Source organism: Aeromonas sp. QDB68, from assembly GCF_027707405.1.
Lineage (GTDB): Bacteria > Pseudomonadota > Gammaproteobacteria > Enterobacterales > Aeromonadaceae > Aeromonas > Aeromonas caviae.
Map to the genome: position 1 here is coordinate 25505 of NZ_JAPCIQ010000016.1, position 22615 is coordinate 48119.

Consider the following 22615-nt stretch of genomic DNA (forward strand, 5'->3'; position numbering starts at 1 on the left):
CCGCATCCGGGCAATCATGCGTATATTCCCACCCCTGCATCCTGGCAACACAGCATCCATGAAAACCCATATCTACTACCCCGGCATGGAGGTACGCGACGAGCTCTGGCTCAAGTTTGCCCTGCTCTATCTGGAGCGGCTCGCCTTCGTCTTCACCGTCAGTGAGAAGAGCGGTCTCACCGCCCTGCTGGAGACCCTGCGCCAGCAAACCGACCTGCTGGCCGAGCCGCCACAACCCGCCTTCTTCGCCCATATCACGCCCCAGGTCGAGAGCCAGATTGCCGGCCTGGTCGCCCCCGATTTTGTCCGCCACAAGGTGTTTGGCAACAGGGAGCTCATCGCCCGCTGGCGTTCAGCCCCCAACCACGACTGCTTCTGCCCGGCCCAGGCGGGACTGGAGCGGCTGCACGGGTTTTGTCTGACCCACGGCTTTGCGACGCAGGATGAAGGGGGGATCAGAATGGCGCGCCGCTTTGCCAACCTGCTCTCCATGCGCCTCGCCCGTGAGTGGGCACTCGCCAATGACGGGGCGCTTATTACCGATCACGACTATCTCGACCGCCTGCTCCATCTGCTCGAATCCCGCTACCACAACCGGGGCGGCCAGGACTGCTTCCACCTCGAGATCCCGCTGCAAGTGCCCACTCACCTGGCCGACATCCCGTTGGCAGAGCTCATTGCCCTGCGGGGACGAAGCGGCTTTCGTCAGCAGCTCGCCGAGTTCCATCAGGCCCTCGATGCCCTGCTCGCCATGCTGGGCAGCGGCTACGCCGAACCCGCCGTGTTGACCCGCTTCGAGCAGGCCCAGCAGGGGTTCACACCCTTGCTGGGACCCGAGACCGTCACCCTGCCGCTCACCACGCTCGTCAGTACTGGCTTACCGGCCATGGCGATGATCCACCACCTCAAGGGGAGTCACCCACAGAGCGACCTGGTGTTTCATCCCATCAAGAAGAGCCACTTCCACCAGCGCAAGAGCCGGCATTTCTTCACCCGGCTGGGGCAGGTCAAGCCCTGACTCCCCGCCTCTGCCGGGGAATCGACAATCAACTGACGGCATCGGGACCATCACCGATGCCGTCAATATTCTGGCGCTCACCACGCCCTCAGGAGGGGTTTTCCAGCCGAAACTCGATGCGATCGCTGTTTCCCGCCTCATCCACCACCACCAGCTGATAGCGGCCCGCCTTGCTCACTACTTGATCCCCGTCCCAGCGCAGCCGCTGCCCGTTGAGAAACCATGCCGGCTTGCCGACACCGCCCAGCACCCTGGGCTGCAACCGATAGCGCTGACTGCGGATAAGGTTGCCCTCCCCCAGCGCTACGATACGAATGGGGGCCTGCTGCTCGGCGCTCTGCCCCTCCCCCGCGCAGCCCCTGGCAAGCAGCGCCTGACGCCGCTCGCCCGGTGAGCGCCATGGCTCCAGCGACAGCGGCCAGAGCGCTCTAAAAGCGGATTGTGCCGCATCGTGGCAGCGGGTCAGCGTCGGCTTGCCGTCGACAGTGAGCGCAACCTGGCGCAGCGGCGAGGGCCAATCCATGGGGTCCGGCAAGGTGGGAGGGTCGCGCCCTTCCAGCAACCAGGCGCTCTGATGCTGCAAACAGGCCTCAGGCAGGGTCGCGCTCCCCTTGCGCCCCAAGGGCCAGCAGATCTCCGCTTCGCTCACCGTGTTGGGTTGTGCCGGCAGGGGGCTGTTGTCCGAGAGCCGCGAATAGACAGAAAGCAGCAGCGGCACTGCCGCACTCTGTCCATAAAAGCCGGGCATGGGGGTGCCGTCGGGGCGCCCCAGCCAGACGCCGATGGTCCAGCGACCGGAGACCCCCATGGCCCAGCTATCGCGATAGCCATAGCTGGTGCCGGTCTTCCAGGCCAGTCGGTTGACCCGGCCAGTCGCCTCACTGGCAAAAGGTTGATCTGCCCGTCCCTGGGCACTCAAAATTTGCCAGATGATCCAGGCGGCCCCCGGGCTCAGCAAGGGGCGTGACACCACCTGCTGCCCCGCCAGCCAGACCGGCATCGCCACCTGCCCCTGCCGGGTCAGCGAGCTGTAGAGCGCCACCAGCTGCTCGAGCCGAATGCCCGCTGCCCCGAGCGCAATGGCCGGATTGGGCTTGTCGGAGAGGGCCAGCCTCACACCGGCGTTGTCGAGACGGCTGACCAGTTTGTCCGGCCCCAGCGCCTCCAGCACCTGCACCGCCGGCACGTTGAGGGATTGCTGTAGCGCCTGGGCCAGCGTCACCGGCCCCTGAAAGGCGCCGGAGAAGTTGGCGGGTCTATAGTCCGAGCCCAGCCTTGGCGCATCGGAGAGCAGGGAGGCCGAGTGCACCAACCCCTCGTCCATGGCCAGACCGTAGATGAAGGGCTTGAGGGTGGAGCCGGGAGAGCGGATCGCCTGCACCATGTCGAGGTAACCGTGGCGACGCAGATTGCCATACTCGGCGCTGCCCACATAGGCGCGCACCGCCATGGTTCTGTTGTCTACCAGGAGCAACGCCGCTGAGGTCTGCTCGGGGAAGCGGCGGATATAGCTTGCAACCCGCCCCTCCAGCCAGCGCTGCAGATCCCCGTCGATGGTGGTGTGCACCAGGGCCCCGGCCTGATGGTCGGCGGCGAGGCGGGCAAACAGCGGCGCCTCCATCGGCGTGAAGTGACCGCGGGCCAGCACCGGCTCGATGCGTCCCTCCAGCCACACCTGTTCGGGCCAGATACCTTGCGCTACCAGCCGCTGCATCACCTTGTCACGGGCGGCGCGAGCCCGCTCGGGATGCCGGTCCGGCCGGTTGCGGCTGGGAGCCTGCGGCAGCACCGCCAATAGCGCCGCCTCGGCATGGGTCAGCTTGGCCGCACTCTTGCCGAGATAGGCAAAACTTGCCGCCTGCACCCCCTCAAGATTGCCACCAAACGGCGCCCGGTTGAGGTAGACGGTGAGCAAGGTGCGCTTGTCGTAGTGCCACTCCAGCTGCAGCGCACGGGCCATCTGGCGCAGCTTGCCGGGCACGCTCCTGTGGTAGGGCTCGATAAGACGCGCCACCTGCATGGTGAGGGTCGAGCCGCCCGACACGGCGCGCCCGTAGCGCAACCACTGCCAGACCCCGCGCACCATGGCCACCGGATTGACCCCGGGATGACGCCAGAAGTAGCGATCCTCGTAGCCCAGCAGCGCCTCGATATAGCGAGGGGAGACCTGCTCCAGGGTCACGGGGTAGCGCCACACGCCGCTGGTATCGGCAAAGGCGCGCAGCGGTCGCCCCTTCATGTCGAGCACCACCCGTGCATAGGCAGGGTCGAGTGGCGGCGGCGGGAAGAGTCGATCCAGCGCCAGCAATGACAGCAGCAGTGCGACAATCCCCAGCACCGAGACACGCAGCCAGCGTGGCAGGTGACCAAGCCAGCGCCAGCAAGCGTGGCCAGTGCGACCCAATTTCAGCCAGCCACGCTGCCAGAAAGTGAGCGGGTGAACCCGCTCAAGGGAGGGTTTGTTACTCAGAGATGATCACCTCGTGGATATCCTCACCCACAGCCCGGATCTCGGGTCGGTACATATCCTCCACCTGAGTCGGCGGCACCTGATAGCGACCCGGCGTCACCGCCCGCATCAGGTAGACCAGTTGCTGGTTGCTCCCGGCACTCAGATCCAGCGCTGCCGTGTAGCGGTCATCGCGAAACTCCTGATGCTTGAGATAATCGTTCCACTCGCTCTGCCACGCCGGTTTCCCCTCGATGGAGAGCTCTTCGAGCTTGATGCTGTTGCCAAGGGCCGGGTTCTCCAGCTCAAAGCCTGCGGGCACCATCTCCACCAGCAGGGCATCGGGCACCGCCGATTCGCTGCTGACATTGAGCCGTACCACCACCAGATCGCCCACCTTCACTGTGGCGGGATCAAACCGCTGACCGTCGCTGTTGAACCAGCTGCGGGTCACGCTTATCCCCTTGCTGATCCGTGCCGGTGCCTGTTCGGGGTAACCGACCAGAGTGCGCTGCACATAGAGGGATCCCTTGCCCTCGTTGGTGACGGCGCTCGCCGCCAGTGCCTCGGGGGTGCCCTGCTGTAGCGGAGCCGAACCGCTCAGGGATCCACTGCCAAGAGAGGAGGTCACCCTGGCCTGCCAGTCGACGGCCGGATCGACGCGGGCGAGTCGCAGCAGAGCGAGCCGCTCCTGGGTACTGAGCCACTGACGGTGAGCCAGGGTATCGGCCACCTTGGCACTGAGGGCCGGCCAGATCTCCGCAGCCAGCTTGTGCTGGCGCAGCATGGAGAGCTCGAGGGCTTCATCGCGCAACGGTGAGCCGTAATCTCCCAGATAATCATCCCCGCGCTCGGTCGCCAATGCCCGGCTGAGGGCCTTGGCGGCATTCTGCTCATCCCCCATGGCCGAGAGCGCCAGCGAGAGGTGCAAGAGTGGCAAACCGGAGCGAGCGTGATCGGCCTGCTGCTCCCAGACAAGGCGCAGGGTAGCGAGCGGCGCCTTGCCCACCCGGGCCAGCACATAGGCACTGTAGGCCTGATAGGCCAGCCGGCTGTGCTCGGGAGCACTGCTCCAGCGCTCACCATACTGACTGTCGGTAAGATAGCTCTGCAACCGGTTCAGCGCCTGATTGAGCATCGCCTCCGGCACGGAGTCGCCCGCCTCCTTGCGCGCCAGCAGATAGTCGGCGGCATAGGCGGTGAGCCACTGCTCCTCGTCGGAGCGACCATCCCACAGGCCAAAACCGCCGCTTGGCAGTTGCAACCGCTGCAGCCGTTGCAGCAGGGCGCGTTGCACATCCGCCTCACTCGCCGCTTTCTTGCCCGCTGCGAGTTTGCGCCAGACGGCCCGCTCATCGGCCGTGGTCAGCAAGTAAGGCCAGGCACGGGACAAGGTCTGCTCCAGACAGGCATAGGGGTAGTCGGCCAGCGCCTGCCACTGGGCTGCCGGATCCCAGGGTGGAGTACCGGAGAGGCTGAGCAGCCCCTGCAGGTTGGCGCGATCCAGACCGGCCAGCTCAGCTGGCGCAAAGCTCATCTGCTGGCCGGGGGCCAGCATCTGGTAACGCTGGCGAGTCTCGGCCGGCCAGGGGGAGCGCAGCGGCAGAGACCAGTCGCGGCTGATGGCAAAATCCTTGCCGCTAGCCGCCAACTGCAGGCTTGCCACGCCGCTTGCTCCGGTCACGGTGAGCGGCAGGGTCAACCACTGCTCCTCGCCATTTTTAAGGGACAGGGTGCCGGGCAGCTCGCCGTTTGCCTTGAGCCCGCCATTGAGGGTCCAGACAAGGGAGAGGGTCTGATCCTCGCCGCTCATGTTGCGCAGCTGCACCAGCGCCCGGGTCTCATCCCCTTTGGCGCCAAAGCGCGGCCAGCCAATCTCGGCCACCAAGGGCGCCACCACCTTGACGGCGCGCTCGGCCTCACCGACCTGCTGTTCGTTCCACGCCAGCGCCATCAGCGCCAGCTCGCCGTTGAAGTTGGGCAGCTCGAGCGGGATCACCGCCTTGCCCTGCTCATCAAAACTCACCTCGCCGCTCCAGAGCGCGGCAATCTCGACCCGGCTCTCCAGCGCGCCGCCCTTTTTCAGCGGCGCCCGGTCACCCCCGTAGTTGAGGCGGGCCAGCTTGCCATCCTGCGGCGGGATCACCTGGCCATAGTTGTCGAACAAATCCTGGGCGAAGCGCTTGCGACCAAAGAAGATCTCGAACGGGTCGAGGGGCTGGTAATCGCTGATATTGAGCACGCCCCGATCCACCGCCGCCAGCACCACGCGGCCCTGACTGTTGGGGGTAGAGGTGGCGGTCACCTCCAGTCGAGTGAGCGGCACCGCTTTGTCCGGCGCGCTCAAGGTGAGCGGCAGACGGCGCGCTTCCCGATCCAGGGTGAGCGGCACCAGACCGACCGAGCGCAGGCTCTGCACACTCTTTTGGCTCACCGGCTTTGAGTCACTGTCTGGCGCGGCGATCTGGGCCGAGATATGCAGATCATGACGCTGCCACTCGGGGCTGACCGGGATCTCGAACTCGCCGCGGGCATCCTTGGCATCGCCACCGGCCCCCTTGAGCTCGATACGCTGCCACCAGCGCAGGCCGTCACCATCTTCCACCAGCAGCAACCCCTTGCCGGGGCGCGGGGCCACCAGGGTCACTTTGGCCTTGTCACCCGCCTGATAGGCGCGCTTGTCGAGGGTGATGGCAATCTTGTCAGGCCGAGCCTGCTCGCCACCGCCGCCCCAGGCGTAGCTGCCGATCTCCACCCGCAGGCTCGATTGATGGCCCTGACTGTTCTCCACCTCCAACCGATACCAGCCCGCCGCCAGTGGCAGCGTGAGCAGGGTCGGCCCCTTGCCATCCAACTGCAGGGTCTGCTCCTGTTCCAGATAGGGCTGGCTGTTGAACTCGTACTTCCACCCCTCCCCATCGGCGTAGTGCCAGTAGTAGTCGCGGTACTCGTTGATGAGGCGCACTTTCACCGACCCCGCCACCGGCTGGCCTTGCTCATCGAGGTTGAGGATCTGGAAGGGGAGCGGCTTGCCCCCTTCCACCCGATCCGCCACAAAATCGGCCTTGAGCGCCGGCCACTGGCTGCCCGCGGGCCAGCCATACTGGGTGCGGCTGCGATTGACGGCGCGGCCACCGGGCTCGGAGAGCGACACCCGATAAGCCACCTCCAGCGGCCCGAGGGCACGCACCCCGTCGAGCTCATCAGCTAACGAAAAAGTCCCCTGCCCCTGCGCATCCAGGGTGAGATTCAGCGGCTCGAGATCCTTGGCCTGCTCGGCGAGCAGCGCGTTACCCAGCGTGAACTCCTGCCACTGGGTAAAGGGCATGGTGGCGCGGCTGATTTTCACCTCCGCCTTCGCCTTGGTGGCACTCGCAGGTGCGCCGTAGAGATAGTCCCCTTGCAGCGGCAGAGTGAGGGCGGCGTCTAGACTCGTCACTTCCCCATCCGGCCCCTTGCCAAGCTGCAGTTTCAGCCGCTCCGGCAGAAACTCCTCCACCAGAAAAGGCCACTCGAAGCGGCTACCGGCCGCGGTCTTGAGGTTGATGGTCCAGCGCCCGAGCGGCGCATCCTCCGGCAGGCGCAGACCGTAGTGGGCCGCGCCAAGGTTGTCCGGCAGCAGCCGTTTCTGTTCGAGCAGCTGGCCGTCCGGCTGTTTCACCTCCAGCTCTACCGCCATGCCCGGCAGCAGCTGGCCATCCTGCCTCTTGAGCAGGATCTCGCTGTCGAGCCGCTCGCCGGGGCGATAGAGGTCGCGTCCGCTGAACAGATAGAGCTGCTGGGCCTGCCAGGGCTGGGTGCCGAGATCGAAGGTGGAGAGATCGAGCGCCGCCCCATCAAGGCGCAGCACCGCCAGATGGTTGCCCTGTTCGGCCAGCAGCAGGCGAGCCCCCTGCACCTGATCGAAGCGGCGATGGCCTTGGGGGTCGGTGGTTTGCACCTGCAGCCGGTTGCCCTTCTCGTCGAGCAAGGAGAGCTGCACATCCTTGAGGGGGTCGGCGCTGGCCAGGGAGCTGACGAACACCTCCAGCTCATCGCGGTAACGGCGGGCACTGAGCCCCATGTCGCTCACCGCAAAGTAGGTGGTCTCCTTGCGCCAGTCGTAGTTGCCAAGGGGTGACATCACCGCAAAGTAGACGCCAGCCTGGGCCAGCTGCGGCTCCTTCACATTGATGAGGCGGGTCTCGCGCCGGTTGGCATCGAGCTCCAGCGCATAGCGGCCGCTGAACACCCGCTTGGTCCGCTTGGTGATCTGTTCAAGCTCCCAGTTGCCCATGCCGGCACCGGGGCGATACTCGGCCAGGAAACGGGGCAGATACTCCGCATCGACCCGGAAGAAGTCGATATTGACCTCGTCCACATTGACCGCGCTGATGGGCAGGCGCAGCTCGTCGCGCAGCGGCAACACCATGCCGCTCGCGGTAAACGACGCCCCCGCCTCCAGCGGCCGAGTCTTGAGGGTCCAGCGCTGGGGGGATGGGCCCAGCCCAGCCTTGAGGCTCACTTCATAGCTCTTGTCGGGCTGAACGTTCGGGAAATAGAGGGTGCGACCATCGTCGGCCAGGATCCACTCCCCCTGCACCTGCTTGCCCCCTTCACTGACCCCGAGCCAACTCTGCCAGTTTGCCTTGGGCACCAAGGGGCCGGAGAAGACCAGCGCCAGCGCCGGGGCATCCCGATACTGGCGGGTATTGGCCTGCACCACGGAGGCGGGCGCCCCCGCATCCTGCCGGGCCATCGGGTCAGTCGTCGGCACCTGGCTGGCAGGTTTGTCGGGGCCGCAACCGGCCAGCAGCAGCGCCGCCAGCCAGGCCACACGGGGAAGACGAGTCACGGGGCAGGAGAGAGAGAGGTGCATGGTGTTCATCCCGGGTTGGATCGCCGCAGCGCAGGAGCCAATAGAATAAAGCGTCGCTCCCGGGAACACCAACTGCCATGTCGGCGGCATCGGCCCCTGATGAAGAAACGGGCCACTCACTGGAGTGGCCCGTTTGCATACAGAGTGATCAATCGGGCCATTTCAGCCTGGAGGATCTACTCGGCGATCACCGTCTGCCAGGTCTTGAAACCGCCGGAGAGGTTCTTGACCCGAAAACCGTGCTGGCTCAGCAGGCGGCAGGCCACGTGACCCCGCAGTCCCACCTGGCAGCTGATGAGCAGCTCTTTATCCTTGGGCAACTCATCAAGACGGCTGCGCAGCTCGTCCAGAGGAATGTGCAGCGCCCCCGGGATGCGGCCCAGCTTGTCGAGCTCGGGGCCATTGCGTACATCCACCACCTGCTGATGGGGGTGGCGAGCCTGCACCTCGGCTGCGTGGCAGAGCAGGGTGTCCCCCTTCAGGTGGTTGCTCGCCACGAACCCGGCCATGTTGATCACATCCTTGGCCGAGCCAAAGGGCGGCGCATAGGTGAGCTCCAGATCCTGCAGATCAAACACGGTGAGACCGGCGCGCTGGGCCACCGCCAGCACGTCGATGCGCTTGTCGATGCCATCCTTGCCGATGGCCTGGGCGCCGTAAATCTTGCCATCGGGGGCAAACAGCAGCTTGAGGCTGACCGGGTGGGCGCCGGGATAATAGCCGGCGTGGCTGCCCGGGTGGACATAGACCTTCTCGAACGGCAGCCCCAGCTGCACCAGCCGCTTCTCGTTCAGCCCCGTGCTCGCCACCGCCAGATCGAACAGCTTGCAGATGGCGGTCCCTTGCGTCTTCTTGTAGGTTTCGCTTCGCCCCAGCATGTTGTCGGCAGCGATGCGCCCCTGGCGGTTGGCGGGGCCCGCCAGCGGGATCAGCACGGACTCGCCGGTGACGAAGTCGGTCTCCTCCACCGCGTCCCCCACCGCGAAGATGAAGGGATCCGAGGTGCGCATGCCCGCATCCACCTTGATGCCGCCCCGCGGTCCCAGCACCAGCCCCGCCTTGGCGGCGAGCAGGGTCTCGGGCTTGACGCCGATGGCGAGGATCAGCAGGCCGGTGTCGAGATGAGAGCCGTCGCTCAGGGTCAGGCGCAGTCCACCCCGCTGGGCGGTCGCCACGGCGGCGGTCTTCTCGGCAGGCACCTCCAGGCTTTCGATGGCAGCAAGGCCGGTGCGCAGGCGAAGATCGACCCCCTCTTCGCGGATGCGGGCGTGGAGCAGGTTGGCCATCTCCTTGTCCACCGGCGCCATCACCTGATCGGAGAGCTCAAGCAGGGTGACATCCAGCTTGCGCTGGTGCAGCGCCTCCATCATCTCCAGCCCGATGAAACCGCCCCCCACCACGGTGACGTGGCGGGGCTTGTCGTGCGCCAGCGCCGCCAGGATGCGATCCATGTCGGGAATGCTCCGCAGGGTGTGTACCCCCGGGCTGTCGATGCCCGGGAAGGGAGGCCGGATGGGCGCAGCGCCCGGGCTCAGCAGCAGCACGTCGTAGGCTTCGCGCCGCTCTTCGCCGGTCAGCAGGTTGCGTACCAGCAGGCTCTTGCCGGCCCTGTCTATCTCGATGACGTCGTGAAACACCCGCACATCCACGTTGAAACGGCGCTTGAAGCTTTGCGGCGTCTGCAGCAGCAGGGCATCCCGATCCGGGATATCCCCCCCGATGTGATAAGGCAGACCGCAGTTGGCGAAGCTCACGAACTCGCCCCGCTCGAGCATCACGATCTCCGCCTCTTCGCTCAAACGGCGGGCACGGGCGGCGGCGGACGCCCCCCCGGCCACACCACCCACAATCAGGATCCGTTTCATCTGCAAGACTCCACTCAACAGGAAATGACCAATAAATTAGACTTATCTAATTTAGAATTCAATGAAATTTTGTTTGCCACGGATTTGCAGTATTCTTGCCCTCCGACAATTGCTCAACAGGATAGTGTCAGTTCATGTCGTCTACCGCGCTCAGCCATCTTCCGACCGCCAGCCAGGCGCCCCTGTTTTTCCGCCTGGATACCCGTAGTCAACGGCTGGTCGCCCTGACCGATGTGATGCAGACGCCGCTCCACTGGCTCGACGAGCCCCGCAGTGCCTGGCCGGCCCAATTGCCGGACGCCCTGCGCCAGCCCATCGAGCAGCGGCTGGCCAGCGGCAAGGGGGGCAAGCTGGTGCTGCGCTTTGACGCTCTCCTCTGGCACATTTCCCTCTCCCACGAGCAGGACGCCTTCTGGCTCATCTGCCTGCAGACCCAGTCCCAGGAGAGTGCCGCCAGCCTGTCCTTGCAACTGCCGCGCCTGAGCCAGATGGCCAGCCAGCAGCAGTATGACGCCATGCTGGAGAGCCTCAAGGAGTGCCTGGGGGCCGATCGCCTGATCCTCTGGCACTACCAGGCCCATGGCGCCCTTGGCGGCGAACAGCTGACCCCGGTCTTCACCCTGGGGGTGGACGCGCTCGGTGCCATTCGCGGAGACAGCCGCTACATCCGAGCCCTGCGCGCCCGGGGCGCCCTGAGCTTCTCGGAGGCGGCCCACCAGCCCATGTTGAGCCAGCACTACTATCTGGCCGATGCCAATGTCTGCTCCCGCCTGGACGGCGCCTTGCTGGAGCAGGAGAAGCTCATCGGCGTGCTCAGCCTGGAGTATGCCGAGAACACCCTCATCAGCGATGACACCCTGCAACTGGTGCGTCATTGCGCCCGCTTGCTCGGCCACTGGCAGCCGGACCCCGTGGCGACCGACACCCCGGACCTCGCGCCTCCCCCGGGGCTTGCCAACCTGACCGGCAACGACTACTGCCGCGCCCTGCTGCGATGGGCCATGGGCCTGAGCGGTGCCCACAGGGGCTGGATCGGCGAGTTTCAGCCTCGCGGCCAGGATCTCTGGCTCATTCCCCGCTGCGTGGTGGAGGGGGATGCTTTCGCCGTCGTCAAACCCATGCCCATGGACATCGGCCCGGGCCGGGAGATCTTCCAGCACGGGCAGAGTCTCTACGTGGAAGATCTGGCCCTGCGCTATCCCCAGTCCAGCCAGCTGCTGGCCCTCGACGCCAAGGCCTATGTCGGCATCCCCTTCCCGGGGCCAAACGGTCTCCCCCTGGGACAGCTCACCCTGCTGCTCGCCACCCCTCTGGCCGATCCCGCGCCCCTGCTGGACGTCCTCTACGAACAGCGCGAGCGGGCCGCCAGCGAGTTGCAACGCCTGGCCAATGACGATGCCCTGCGCCTGGCCGAAGTGGCCTTCAACACCCACGACGGCCTGCTGGTGATGGATCACGGGGGCATCATCCTCAAGGTCAATGCCTCCTTCAGCCGCATCACCGGCTTTGCCAGCGAGGAGATGCTGGGCCTGCACATCGACGCCCTGAGGCCCACCTACTATGGCGACACCCTCAAGGAGGAGGTGATCGCGGCGGTCAACCGGCAGGGATACTGGCTCGGGGAGGAAAAATGTCTGCACAGGGAAGGACACCTCTTCCCGGTGCGGCTCATGGTGAGCGGGGTCAAGGACGAGGAGGAGGAGATCAGTCACTTCGTCTGCAGCTTCCACGACATCACCCAGGAGAAAGAGACCGCCCGCCACATCGAGCGCCTCGCCTACTACGACGACCTGTGCGATCTCTACAACAGGCGTAGCCTGACCGACATCATGCAGCGCACCCTGCAGGCCCCGAGTGGTCAGTGGGGGGCCCTGCTGCTGCTGGATCTGGACAACTTCAAATCCATCAACGACTCCCTCGGTCACGCCTGCGGCGATCTGCTGCTCCAGGCCGTGGTGGTGCGACTCAAGTCCCTGCCCCAGGAGAACCTGGTGCTCGCCCGCACTTCGGGTGACGAATTTGCCCTGTTCTTCACGGCACTGGGCCAGGGCTATATCACCGCCAAGATCCTGGCGGAGCACTTTGCCCGGGAGCTGATGGGGATCTTCCGTGCCCCCTTCGACATCGGCGATCACAAGCTGCACTGCAGCGCCTCCGTGGGGATCAGCCTGTTCAGCGATGACGACAAGGATCACCTTGTCCTGATGCAGCAGGCCGATACCGCCGTCCACATGGCCAAGCGCGCGGGCCAGGGCAACCATATCTTCTTCAGTGAAGCCATGGCGGAAAAAGAGAAGAGCAAGCTTTCTCTCAACAACCAGCTGCGCGATGCCCTGCGCAACAACGAGCTGGTGCTGCACTACCAGCCCCAATACCGGGTCGACAACGGCACGCTCTCGGGCATAGAGGCGCTGCTGCGCTGGCAGAAGGCCGACGGCACCATGGTGCCACCCGGGGAGTTCATCCCCATCGCCGAGGAGACCACCCTGATCCAGGAGATAGGCTACTGGGTGATGAAGACCGCCTGCGCCCAGTACAGCTTCTGGCTCAACAACGGTCTCGCCATCCCCCATCTGTCGGTCAACGTCAGCGCCCGCCAGTTCCACACCGCCGGTTTCGTGCAGCAGGTGGAGTACATTCTGCGGGACACCGGGGTGCCCCCGTCGCGCCTGCTGCTGGAGATCACCGAGTCCGTGGTGCTGGAAAACCGGCTGGAGAGCATCGCCAGGATCCGCCAGCTCAAGGCCCTCGGCCTGCTCATCTCCATCGACGACTTCGGCACGGGCTACTCGTCCCTGGCCTATCTGCGGGATCTGCCCGCCGACGAGGTGAAGCTCGACAGAAGCTTCATCCAGACCCTGGTCCACAGCGAACAGGACAAGGCCATCGTCAAGGCCATCCTGGATCTCGCCCGGGTGTTTCGTTTCACCGTCACCGCCGAAGGGGTGGAGGAAGAGGAGCAGCTCGCCGTGCTCAAGGCCCTGGGATGCCAGCATTATCAAGGCTTCCTCACCAGCCGGCCGCTCCCCGTCAAGGCACTGGAGAGCCTGCTGGGTGCCACCCCTGCGGGCTAAACTGGTAGGATTTATAGGGCTTTCTGTCATAAAATAACGACCGCTCGAACCTTGTCCGCACCATTGGAGTCGTCTATGTCAGTCATTAACCGGATCCCCGCCGTTGAATCCAAGGGACCTGCCACCCCCGGCACGCAGCGGATCCCGACCGTTGAAGCCAGCGACACCGGCACTACCGACATCATTGGCCGGATCCATTCCGTCGAGACCTGCGGGACCGTCGACGGCCCCGGCATCCGCTTCATCGTGTTCATGCAGGGCTGCCTGATGCGCTGCAAGTATTGTCACAACCGGGACACCTGGGACACCCAGGGCGGCCGCGAGGTCACCGTGCCCGAGCTGATGAAGGATCTCACCAGCTATCGTCACTTCATGAATGCCTCCGGCGGTGGCGTGACCGCCTCCGGCGGCGAGGCCATGCTGCAGCAGGAGTTCATCGCCGAACTGTTCACCGCCTGCAAGGCCCAGGGGATCCACACCTGCCTCGACACCAACGGTTTCGTGCGTCACTACGACGAACTGCTCGACCGGGTGCTGGACAACACCGATCTGGTGCTGCTCGACATCAAGCAGATCAACGACGAGAAGCACATTCCCCTCACCCACGTCAGCAACAAATACACCCTGGAGTTCGCCCGCTACCTGGCCTCCCGCGGTCAGACTATGTGGATCCGCTACGTGGTGGTACCCACCTGGTCCGACGATGACGAGAGCGCAGAAGGACTCGGCCAGTTCATCGCCGAGCTGGGGGAGTGCGTCGAGAAGGTGGAGCTGCTGCCCTACCACGAACTTGGCAAGCACAAGTGGGACGTGCTGGGAGATACCTATGATCTGGTCGGCATCAAGCCCCCCAGCAAGGAGACCATGGACAGGGTCCAGGGCATCCTTGGCAAGTATCACCCCAACGTGAAGTATTGAGACAGGAGGCCGCCCGGCAGAGGGCGGCCTCTTTTCATTGCGCTGGCGTTCGCCACGGCGCCATCACCGACAGCCGCATCCGGGGGAACCGCTCATGAGTGAAGGACAAGTCGCCGCCCTCCTGCTCTGGCTGGTGCTGCTCGCCTTCAGTCTGAACGCCTCCCTGCTGCGCACCCTTGGCGCCCACCCGCTCTATCAGCATCTTTGCCTCGGCGGCGCCATCGTGCTGGTACCGCTGTGGACCTTGCGGGCCGGGTTGCACGAGGGGCTCGAGATCCACTTTCTCGGCCTCACCAGCCTGACCCTGTTGCTGGGCTGGCGCCTCGCCCTGCTCGCCCCCTGCCTCACCCTGCTGATCCTCGCTTACTTCGGGGTCATCCCCCTGACCGACATCGGCTGGCAAGCCCTCATCGGCGTCGCCCTGCCGGTGGCCACCAGCTGGCTACTGTTTCTGGGGAGCTGGGCCTGGCTGCCTCGCCACCTCTTCGTCTATCTGTTCGTGGCGGCATTTCTCGGGGGGGCGCTGAGCATTTCGGCCAAGGTGATCGCCAGCGCCCTGCTGATGGGGGTGAGCGGCACCTACTCCTGGCACACCATCAGCGCCGACTACCTCTCCATCTGGCCGCTGCTGCTCTTCCCCGAGGCGCTCCTCAACGGCATGACCATGACCCTGCTCGCCGTCTATCGCCCCCACTGGGTCAACACCTTCTTCGACAGGGAGTACCTGGGGCGCTGAGCCTGCCCGTGGTCCATAAAAAAAGCCCGCAGTTGCGGGCTTTTTCTCTGCTGGCAGTCAGACGCTGCGCGGGCGCAGGTGGGCATGCCAGCGGGCTTCCCACTTCTTGAACAACCAGACGATGACGAAGGTGAGCAGCATGTAGAGCAGACCTGCGGTCAGGAACGCCTCGAACGGGCTGTAGTAGCGGGAGTTGATGATCCGCGCCGCCCCCGTCAGATCGACGATGGTGATGATGCCCGCCACCGCCGACCCCTGCAGCATGAAGATCACCTCGTTGCTGTAGGCCGGCAGCGCACGGCGAAACGAGTTGGGCAGGATGATGCGGGTGAGGGTCTGCCAGCGGGTCATGCCGAAGGCGCTTGCCGCTTCTATCTGCCCCTTGGGCATGTTCATCACGGCGCCACGCACTATCTCGGCGGTGTAGGCACCGGTGTTGAGAGTGAACGCCAGCAGGGCACAGAACCAGGCTTCCGAGAAGAGGGACCAGGCCGCACTGTTCTTGAGCCACTCCCACTGGGCAGCGCCGTAGTAGATGATGAAGAGCTGCACCAGGAGCGGGGTGCCACGGAAGAAGTAGATATAGGCCCAGATTGGCCCCTTTATCAACCAGTTGCGGCTGTTGCGCAGTATGCCCATGGGCACTGCCAGCATGAGCCCCAGCATGAGCGAGGCGGCCACCAGCCAGATGGTGGTATAGAGCCCCTCCCAGTAGGTGGGCCACTCCTTGAGAATGATCGAGAAATCCATGGCTTACCTCGTCTTGATGGCGTAGTGACGCTCGGCCCACTTGAGCGCCGAGGTAGAGACTGCGGTGAAGACCAGGAAGATCAGCGCCACCGCCATGTAGAAGGTGAAAGGCTGCTGGGTCGAGCCCGCCGCGAGCGACGCCTTTCGCACCATGTCATCGAGCCCGATGATGGAGACCAGGGCCGTGGTTTTCAGCAGCACCAGCCAGTTGTTGCCAAACCCGGGCAGGGCGTGGCGCATCATCTGGGGAAAGAGGATCCGCACAAAGACCTGGCTTGCCCGCATGCCGAAGGCACGGGCCGCCTCGAGCTCCCCCTTGTCCACCGCCAGGATGGCGCCGCGGAAGGTCTCGGTCATGTAGGCACCGAAGATGAAGCCGATGGTGGCGACCCCGGCCGCAAACGGGCTGATGTCGATGTAATCGGGCAGCAGGGAGACCCACTCCTGGTTCGGGTTGCTCGCCAGCAGGTGGTTGTTGTAGGCCTCGTTGACCCAGGTGCAGATCCCGTTGATGAGCACCTGGCCGCCGAAGAAGAGCAGCATCATCAGCACCAGATCCGGGATGCCGCGAATGACGGTGGTGTAGGCCGCCGCGATGCCGCGTGCCCACTTGTAGGGAGAGAGCTTGGCCAGGGCCCCCAGCATGCCGAGCACCAGGGCCAGCAGCAGGGAGGCGAGCGCCACCTCCAGGGTGATCCAGGCCCCCTCCAGCAGAGAGGTTTCGTATCCTTTCAAATCAAACATATGCAATGCAGCTCCATCGCAATCGGGCCCGTCACTCCCAGCGGAAGGCAACGGGCCCGATGACTACTGACGGGATCAACCTGTCGTTGTTCGCCTGACGTCGGCTTACTCGCCGTACACGTCGAAGTCGAAGTACTTGTCGTTGATTTCCTTGTACTTGCCATTGGCACGCAGGGCCAGAATGGCGGTATTGAATTTCTCTTTCAGATCCTTGTCAGCCTTGCGCACCGCGATGCCGGCACCCTCGCCAAACCACTTGGGATCGGTCAGTTTCGGGCCGATGAACTCGAAGGCATCGCCCCCTTCCTTCTTCAGCAGGCCGTCGCTGATGGCGGCGGAGTCGGCCATCACGTAGTCGACACGGCCGGATTTCAGATCGAGGTAGGCTTCATCCGCAGTGCCGTAGCGCTTGATGGTGGCGTTGGGGAAGTTGTCGGTGATGTAGGTATCCATGGAGGTGGCACGCTGCACGGCGATGGTCTTGCCGTCCATGAAGGCCTTGTCAAGCTGGATCTCGGTCCCTTTCTTGGCGGCGAAGCGCGCCGGGATGTGCTGGTACTTCTGGGTGAAGTCCACCTTCTTCTTGCGCTCTTCGGTGATGTCCATGGTGGCGATGATGGCGTCATACTTGCGCGACAGCAGCGCCGGAATGATGCCGTCCCAGTCCTGCTTGATCAGGGTGCACTTCACTTTCATCTCTTCGCACAGGGCGTTGGCGATGTCGATGTCGAAGCCTTTCACCTCGCCGCTCGGCTCGGTCCAGGAGAAGGGGGGATAGGCCCCTTCCACCCCGATCCGGACCTCTTTCCACTCCTTGGCCATCAGGCTACCGGAACACAGGGCCGTCATCACGGCAGTCGCCAGCATCAGCTTGTTCATGTATCTCTCCTTGATAAACACGTCGATCGTTGAAAGTACGGATGGTTTAAATTGAATCCCGTCCATCAATAGATGGACGAGATGAATTGCTTGAATCGCTCCGACTTGGGATGGGCGAAGATCTCCTTGGGATTGCCCTCCTCCTCCACGCGCCCCTGGTGCAGGAACATCACCTTGTTCGACACGTCGCGGGCGAAGGACATCTCGTGGGTCACCACCATCATGGTACGCCCCTCTTCCGCCAGCTCGCGCATCAGGCCAAGGACCTCCCCCACCAGTTCAGGGTCGAGGGCCGAAGTAGGCTCGTCAAACAGCATCACCTCGGGCTCCACCGCCAGCGCCCGGGCGATGGCGGCCCGCTGCTGCTGACCGCCGGAGAGGTGACCGGGATAATAGTCGCGACGCTCCCACAGCCCCACCCGGTTGAGCAGATGCTCCGCCTTGGCGATGGCCTCGGCACGGGGCACCTTGAGTACCTGGATGGGCACCTCGATGATGTTCTGCATGATGGTCATGTGGGACCAGAGATTGAAACTTTGAAACACCATGGCCAACCGGCTGCGGATACGCTCCACCTGGCGCATGTCTTCCGGCAGGCGTTCGCCGGAACGGCTGGTTTTCATCCGGATCAACTCCCCATGGAGGGAGACGCTGCCCGATGAGGGGGTTTCAAGCAGATTGATACAGCGTAGAAAGGTCGACTTCCCCGAACCCGAGGAGCCGATGAGGGAGATCACATCCCCCTTGTGGGCCGTCATATCGATGCCCTTGAGCACTTCGTGGGTGCCAAAATACTTGTGCAGATCACGAACTTCCAGTGCGGGAACGTCGCTCATCCATTACAACCTTGTCTGTCCCTAGACGCCGCTTCGGCGTGACTCCACCATCGTCCATTTAACAAAACGTTAACCGATGGCAACCTTCAGCGAAAATATCATTGAGGTAGTGAAAAAACAATACAGAACCGAGGTATTTGGTGTTTTATCTGTATTTTTATTGGCCTATTGAGTATTTTTCAGCACTTTGTCTGCATAAAATCCATTTTTTGTCGCACCTTCCCTACCGCTCTTTTATACCCGCAGCGCACTGGTAGCAAGCATATTTCACCATATCCGCCAGATGTCATCTAAAAGGACTTTATTCATCCAGGCAGATTCCCCTTCTCTCGTCATTTCATGGGGATGAAATTGATTTTTCAGGTGATGTGGCCCTCTTTCTCTGTTTGCATACAGAGCCGACTGTCATCAAAAAACACAACAATATGATAAAAAAGTCCCGTATGGGCCATGCTGATGCACAGATCCGTGACACAGGTGCAACAAGTCGTGATAAGGTGCCGTTTTTCCACGTTTTGTGATCGAGGCCCCGATGTTGCTCAATGTGTTGCTGATCCTGCTGCCGCTCGTGATCGGCTATCTGGTTCCCCTCTCTTCCGCCCGTCTGATCAAGCTGGTCAACCAGTCCCTGGGCAAGATGGTCTACCTCATCCTGTTCCTGATGGGGCTGGGACTGGCCTATGTGGAGAACCTGGGCAGCAACCTGGCAGTGATCTTCAAGGTGGCAGGGGTGATGCTCGCCGCCATTACCCTCTGCAACCTGCTGGCCCTGTGGTGGCTGGACAAACGCAGCCCCCCCACCCACGAGGCCAGCGACGGCAAGATGCCGAGCAAGCTGCACCTGTTGTGGGAATCCCTCCAGCTCTGTTTCGTGGTGCTGGGGGGCGTCTTGCTGGGGTTGGTGGTGGACCTGCGCGCCCTGCCCATCGACAAGTTGAGCGAGTGGGCCCTGATGCTGCTGCTCTTGCTCATCGGCATCCAGATGCGCAACTCCGGCATGCGCCTGCGCCAGATCCTGCTCAACCCCTGGGGCATGAAGATCGCGCTCACCGTCATCCTCAGCAGCTGGCTCGGCAGCCTGCTGGCCGCCCAGCTGCTCGGCATGCCCTTTGCCCATGGCCTCGCGATGAGCTCCAGTTTTGGCTGGTATTCGCTCTCCGGCATCCTGGTAGCGGACAAGCTGGGCCCGGTGCTGGGCTCCGCCGCCTTCATCAACGATCTGGGGCGCGAGCTTATCGCCATCCTCATCATCCCGGTGCTGATGCGCCGCCACCCCAGCGCCGCCATCGGCTACGGCGGCGCGACGGCGCTGGACTTCACCCTGCCTGTCATCCAGAAATCCGGCGGCATCCAGGTGGTGCCGGTGGCCATCGTCTCCGGCTTTATCCTGAGCCTGCTCGGCCCCATTCTGATCCTGGGGTTTCTCGCCATCTGAACCCCATGGCACGACAAAGCCCGGCACTGCTGCCGGGCTTTTTGTTGATGAACTGAGCGGGCTGGATGACAAGCGCCGGTATTCAGGTGCGCCACCGCCCCCCACTCATCACCCGCTCGATGGCGAACGTATCAGGATCGATCAGCAGCAGATCCGCATCCTGCCCTACCCCCAGGGTACCCTTGCTCGCAAGCCCCAGCGCCCTGGCCGGATTGGCCGTCACTACCGCCAGTGCCGTCTCCAGCGCCACCCCCTTGCCGCAGGCCGCCACCACCTCCTGCCACAGGCTCCCTATCTGGCCGCAGCGCAGCTCGATGAGCCGCCCCTCGCCGTCAAAGCGCGGCAGACTGGCGTTGGCATCCGAGCTGAAGCTGATGCGATCCACGGGCACGCCCGCCGCCAGCAACGCCACCAGGGCGTCGGCCGCGAGCCGCTCCCCGTCATCCAGCAGATCCGGGAAGCTCGACGTGGTGAGGTCGACCCAGCCACCTGCCCGACCCCACTCGATGGCCTCGGCAAAGAGCCAGGGATTGCGGTTGCAGTGGGTGGGGTAGAGCTGGCGAAGCGGGATGTCGGTGTCATCGCGCAGGGCCCGCAGGGGCGCCAGCGCCCCGCGGCCATCCCCCAGGTGAAAGAAGCTGACGCCACTTTTGCCGGACAACAGCCCGGCCACCCGCGCCTCGCTCGCCAGCCGCGCCAGCTCGTCGTGGGTGGGGGCGCTGGACCTGTGATCGCTGATGGCCACCTCCCCCACCCCCAGCACCTCGGGGATCAGCATGATGTCCGACTCTACCGTGCCGGTGAGGGTCTTGACCGGCAGGTGGTAGGAGCCGGTGTACATGAAGGCGCTCACCCCGGCGGCGCGAAACTCGCGCACCTTCCCCAGCACCTGGGCCGGGCTGCGGGTCAGGCTGTCGGTGCCGAGCGCCGCCACGAGCGTGGTGACCCCCGCCGCCATAGCTTCCCTTGCCGAGAGCTCCGGCGTGCGAAAGCCGAAGCCTCCCTCGCCGCCCCCTCCCGTGATATGGGCGAGCGGGTCCACCAGTCCGGGCACCAGATAGCGGCCGCCAGCGTCCACCCGCGTCAGTGGCCAGTCGGCCGGAACCGTCAGTCCCTTGCCCATCCAGGCGATGCGGCCATCCGCCACCAGCAGGTCCTGCTGGCCGAGCGGGGCCGGACTATGGATCTGCGCACCCTCGATCAGGGTCAACATGGGGTCTCTCCTTGCTGCATGAAAAAGGAGGGAGCAGGCTCCCTCCGACTGTTACCCATCAACCGCCATAGATATCGTACTTGAAGTACTTCCGGTTGATCTCCTGATACTTGCCATTGGCGCGCAGGGCCTTGATGGCGTCGTTCAGCCTGGCCCTGAGATCCTGATCCCCCTTGCGCACCGCGATCCCCATGCCGTCGCCAAACCATTGACGATCGGTCAGGGCCGGCCCCACATAGTCGAACTTGTCGCCCCCTTCCTTGCCAAGCAACCCCTGTTCGATGGCCGAGGCGTCTGCCAGCAGGGCCAGCACCCGTCCCGCCTTCAGGTCGAGGTAGGCTTCATCGGCACTGCCGTAACGCACTATGGTGACGCTGGAGCCGAAGTTGTCGGTCAGGTACTTGTCGTGGGTGGTGGCCCGCTGCACGCCGATGCGCTTGCCCGCCATCCCTTCCGGCGTCAGCGTCAGTTCGGTGCCCCTGGCCGCCACGAAGCGGTTGGGAATGTGGGCATATTTCTCGGTGAAGTCGACCTTCTTGCGCCGCTCGTCGGTGATCGACATGGCAGCGATGATGGCGTCGTACTTGCGCGACAGCAGGGCCGGGATCATGCCGTCCCAATCCTGGGCCACCAGTTCGCACCTGACGGCCATCTGCTGGCACAGGGCGTTGGCAAGATCGATGTCAAATCCCTTGATCTCTCCGGACGCATCGGTCCATGAGAAGGGTGGATAGGCCCCCTCCACGCCAAAGCGTACCGTCTTCCACTCCTTGGCGGTGACGGGGGCGGCGAGCAGACAGGCAGCAACAAGGGCTGACAGGGTCAGTGTGGTCTTCATCGTGAGTACTCCATTACATAAAAAGCGCACAGGCGCGGTCAAGGCATCGCAGGCAGAGGTAAGCGATGGCCAACAAACGGCAAATTGCAGATGAGCTGGATTACGCCGCCATGGGCGTCAATGAACTGCTCCGGGGCCTCGACCTATTCGTCGAACCACTCGGAGAGATAGAAAGGCTTGAAGTAGAAGGCCAGAAAAAAGCCTCTGGCTTTGCGCATCATGGTGATTTGTCGCGTCCTGTGACAAAGATGGCAAGCACCTTACCACGCCTCAAATTTGCCCGGCAAGGGGACTTGGGGATGAAACATCCTGCCCATGGTCAATCCGGCCACGATTCGTTAGGCTCGGATCACCCGTTCACGCCCAGGCACGCGAGCCCCATCCCATGAATTTTCTCGCCCACCTCCATCTGGCGGCCCATACCGGCAGATCCCTCACCGGCAACCTGCTGGGGGACTTCATCAAGGGCCCGCTGCCGACGGGTCTGGCTGACCACTTCGACGAGGGGATCTGGCTGCACCGCAAGATAGACGCCTTCACCGATGCCCACCCGGCCCATCGGGCCGCCGTGGCGAGCTTCGCCCTCCCCTGGCGCCGCTTCGGCGACATTGTGGTGGACATGCTCTACGATCACTGGCTTAGCCAGCACTGGCAGAGGTTCAGCGCAGCCCCCCTGCCCCGCTTTCTGGCGCAGAGCTATGGTCAACTTCTCCTGGATCATCACAGCCTGCCACAGGGCCTGCCGATGGCCCTGCGGCACATGGCCGAGCAGGACTGGCTGGCCTCCTACCTGTACCGGGAAGGGGTGGGGGCGGCCCTCAACGGCATCGGTCGTCGGCTGCGCCGCCCCGTGCCGCTCGGGGAGGCGCTCCACGCCCTGGATCAGGCTCGCTGGATCGAGGCCGAGTACGCCTTCCTGCACTTCTACCCGGAGCTGATGCGCTTTTGCGAGGCGCAGATCGCCGCCCACCGCACTGCCACCTCATCCCCACCATAAAAAAC

The 22615-nt window shown here is 64.0% G+C and carries 16 protein-coding genes; 7 read left to right on the plus strand and 9 right to left on the minus strand.

All coding sequences use genetic code 11. The annotated features are described in order from the left end of the window. Positions 1 to 58: 58 nt before the first annotated feature. Positions 59 to 1018, plus strand: coding sequence for a hypothetical protein (locus PG892_RS07505; RefSeq protein WP_039038655.1), 960 nt, complete (start codon positions 59 to 61; stop codon positions 1016 to 1018). Between the two features lie 88 nt (positions 1019 to 1106). Here the strand turns inward: PG892_RS07505 and pbpC are convergent, their stop codons facing one another. The 3 genes from pbpC to PG892_RS07520 form a co-directional block, all read right to left on the minus strand. After that, entirely contained in the window at positions 1107 to 3428 is a 2322-nt protein-coding gene (pbpC, locus tag PG892_RS07510; RefSeq protein ID WP_270825303.1) for a penicillin-binding protein 1C, read from the minus strand. A 52-nt stretch (positions 3429 to 3480) separates the two neighbouring features. Next, positions 3481 to 8325: an alpha-2-macroglobulin family protein gene (locus tag PG892_RS07515; RefSeq protein WP_270825298.1), complete on the minus strand. Its 4845-nt coding sequence runs from the start codon at positions 8323 to 8325 to the stop codon at positions 3481 to 3483. 176 nt (positions 8326 to 8501) lie between these two features. Then, the gene (locus PG892_RS07520) at positions 8502 to 10190 is read right to left on the minus strand and encodes an FAD-dependent oxidoreductase (RefSeq protein ID WP_270825299.1); all 1689 of its coding nucleotides are present in this window, start codon (positions 10188 to 10190) and stop codon (positions 8502 to 8504) included. Between the two features lie 134 nt (positions 10191 to 10324). On the opposite strand from PG892_RS07520, the gene PG892_RS07525 reads away from it, so the two are divergent. The 3 genes from PG892_RS07525 to PG892_RS07535 all read left to right on the plus strand — a co-directional run bounded on the left by PG892_RS07525 (position 10325) and on the right by PG892_RS07535 (position 14918). Further along, a complete protein-coding gene (locus tag PG892_RS07525; RefSeq protein ID WP_270825300.1) occupies positions 10325 to 13264 on the plus strand; it encodes a sensor domain-containing phosphodiesterase in 2940 nt (979 codons plus the stop codon). 75 nt (positions 13265 to 13339) lie between these two features. Further along, the gene (pflA, locus tag PG892_RS07530; protein WP_010674272.1) at positions 13340 to 14182 is read left to right on the plus strand and encodes a pyruvate formate lyase 1-activating protein; all 843 of its coding nucleotides are present in this window, start codon (positions 13340 to 13342) and stop codon (positions 14180 to 14182) included. A gap of 94 nt (positions 14183 to 14276) precedes the next feature. Further along, positions 14277 to 14918 (plus strand): energy-coupling factor ABC transporter permease, encoded by a 642-nt coding sequence (locus tag PG892_RS07535; protein WP_048207373.1) that lies wholly within the window; start codon positions 14277 to 14279, stop codon positions 14916 to 14918. A gap of 57 nt (positions 14919 to 14975) precedes the next feature. On the opposite strand, the gene PG892_RS07540 is transcribed toward PG892_RS07535, so the two are convergent. The 4 genes from PG892_RS07540 to PG892_RS07555 all read right to left on the minus strand — a co-directional run bounded on the left by PG892_RS07540 (position 14976) and on the right by PG892_RS07555 (position 18127). Next, positions 14976 to 15668 carry an ABC transporter permease gene (locus PG892_RS07540; RefSeq protein WP_010674270.1) on the minus strand — a complete coding sequence of 231 codons (693 nt, stop codon included), beginning with the start codon at positions 15666 to 15668 and terminating at the stop codon, positions 14976 to 14978. A 3-nt stretch (positions 15669 to 15671) separates the two neighbouring features. Then, positions 15672 to 16412, minus strand: coding sequence for an ABC transporter permease (locus PG892_RS07545; RefSeq protein WP_010674269.1), 741 nt, complete (start codon positions 16410 to 16412; stop codon positions 15672 to 15674). 105 nt (positions 16413 to 16517) lie between these two features. Then, positions 16518 to 17291 carry an ABC transporter substrate-binding protein gene (locus tag PG892_RS07550; RefSeq protein ID WP_270825301.1) on the minus strand — a complete coding sequence of 258 codons (774 nt, stop codon included), beginning with the start codon at positions 17289 to 17291 and terminating at the stop codon, positions 16518 to 16520. 65 nt (positions 17292 to 17356) lie between these two features. After that, the gene (locus PG892_RS07555) at positions 17357 to 18127 is read right to left on the minus strand and encodes an ABC transporter ATP-binding protein (protein WP_049637109.1); all 771 of its coding nucleotides are present in this window, start codon (positions 18125 to 18127) and stop codon (positions 17357 to 17359) included. 532 nt (positions 18128 to 18659) lie between these two features. On the opposite strand from PG892_RS07555, the gene PG892_RS07560 reads away from it, so the two are divergent. Next, a complete protein-coding gene (locus tag PG892_RS07560; protein ID WP_041215456.1) occupies positions 18660 to 19562 on the plus strand; it encodes a lysine exporter LysO family protein in 903 nt (300 codons plus the stop codon). A gap of 82 nt (positions 19563 to 19644) precedes the next feature. Here PG892_RS07560 and iadA read toward each other — a convergent pair whose 3' ends face one another. Next, complete coding sequence (iadA, locus tag PG892_RS07565; RefSeq protein ID WP_049637108.1) at positions 19645 to 20775, minus strand: beta-aspartyl-peptidase; 1131 nt, start codon at positions 20773 to 20775, stop codon at positions 19645 to 19647. A gap of 58 nt (positions 20776 to 20833) precedes the next feature. Next, complete coding sequence (locus tag PG892_RS07570; protein WP_049637107.1) at positions 20834 to 21613, minus strand: ABC transporter substrate-binding protein; 780 nt, start codon at positions 21611 to 21613, stop codon at positions 20834 to 20836. Positions 21614 to 21678: 65 nt separating this feature from the next. On the opposite strand from PG892_RS07570, the gene PG892_RS07575 reads away from it, so the two are divergent. Beyond that, a complete protein-coding gene (locus tag PG892_RS07575) occupies positions 21679 to 22002 on the plus strand; it encodes a hypothetical protein (RefSeq protein WP_049637106.1) in 324 nt (107 codons plus the stop codon). Next, positions 21999 to 22610: an acyl carrier protein phosphodiesterase gene (locus PG892_RS07580; protein WP_049637105.1), complete on the plus strand. Its 612-nt coding sequence runs from the start codon at positions 21999 to 22001 to the stop codon at positions 22608 to 22610. Before PG892_RS07575 ends, PG892_RS07580 begins: the two co-directional genes overlap by 4 nt. Positions 22611 to 22615 lie beyond the last annotated feature (5 nt).

Excerpts from the sequence above, each read along its gene's own strand:
- PG892_RS07515 (WP_270825298.1), bottom strand. The coding sequence starts at position 8,325 with ATGCACCTCTCTCTCTCCTGCCCCGTGACTCGTCTTCCCCGTGTGGCC.
- PG892_RS07580 (WP_049637105.1), top strand. The coding sequence starts at position 21,999 with ATGAATTTTCTCGCCCACCTCCATCTGGCGGCCCATACCGGCAGATCC.
- PG892_RS07535 (WP_048207373.1), top strand. The coding sequence starts at position 14,277 with ATGAGTGAAGGACAAGTCGCCGCCCTCCTGCTCTGGCTGGTGCTGCTC.
- PG892_RS07540 (WP_010674270.1), bottom strand. The coding sequence starts at position 15,668 with ATGGATTTCTCGATCATTCTCAAGGAGTGGCCCACCTACTGGGAGGGG.
- pflA (WP_010674272.1), top strand. The coding sequence starts at position 13,340 with ATGTCAGTCATTAACCGGATCCCCGCCGTTGAATCCAAGGGACCTGCC.
- PG892_RS07520 (WP_270825299.1), bottom strand. The coding sequence starts at position 10,190 with ATGAAACGGATCCTGATTGTGGGTGGTGTGGCCGGGGGGGCGTCCGCC.
- PG892_RS07560 (WP_041215456.1), top strand. The coding sequence starts at position 18,660 with ATGTTGCTCAATGTGTTGCTGATCCTGCTGCCGCTCGTGATCGGCTAT.
- PG892_RS07570 (WP_049637107.1), bottom strand. The coding sequence starts at position 21,613 with ATGAAGACCACACTGACCCTGTCAGCCCTTGTTGCTGCCTGTCTGCTC.
- PG892_RS07505 (WP_039038655.1), top strand. The coding sequence starts at position 59 with ATGAAAACCCATATCTACTACCCCGGCATGGAGGTACGCGACGAGCTC.
- PG892_RS07525 (WP_270825300.1), top strand. The coding sequence starts at position 10,325 with ATGTCGTCTACCGCGCTCAGCCATCTTCCGACCGCCAGCCAGGCGCCC.
- iadA (WP_049637108.1), bottom strand. The coding sequence starts at position 20,775 with ATGTTGACCCTGATCGAGGGTGCGCAGATCCATAGTCCGGCCCCGCTC.
- PG892_RS07555 (WP_049637109.1), bottom strand. The coding sequence starts at position 18,127 with ATGAGCGACGTTCCCGCACTGGAAGTTCGTGATCTGCACAAGTATTTT.
- PG892_RS07575 (WP_049637106.1), top strand. The coding sequence starts at position 21,679 with ATGGCCAACAAACGGCAAATTGCAGATGAGCTGGATTACGCCGCCATG.
- PG892_RS07545 (WP_010674269.1), bottom strand. The coding sequence starts at position 16,412 with ATGTTTGATTTGAAAGGATACGAAACCTCTCTGCTGGAGGGGGCCTGG.
- PG892_RS07550 (WP_270825301.1), bottom strand. The coding sequence starts at position 17,291 with ATGAACAAGCTGATGCTGGCGACTGCCGTGATGACGGCCCTGTGTTCC.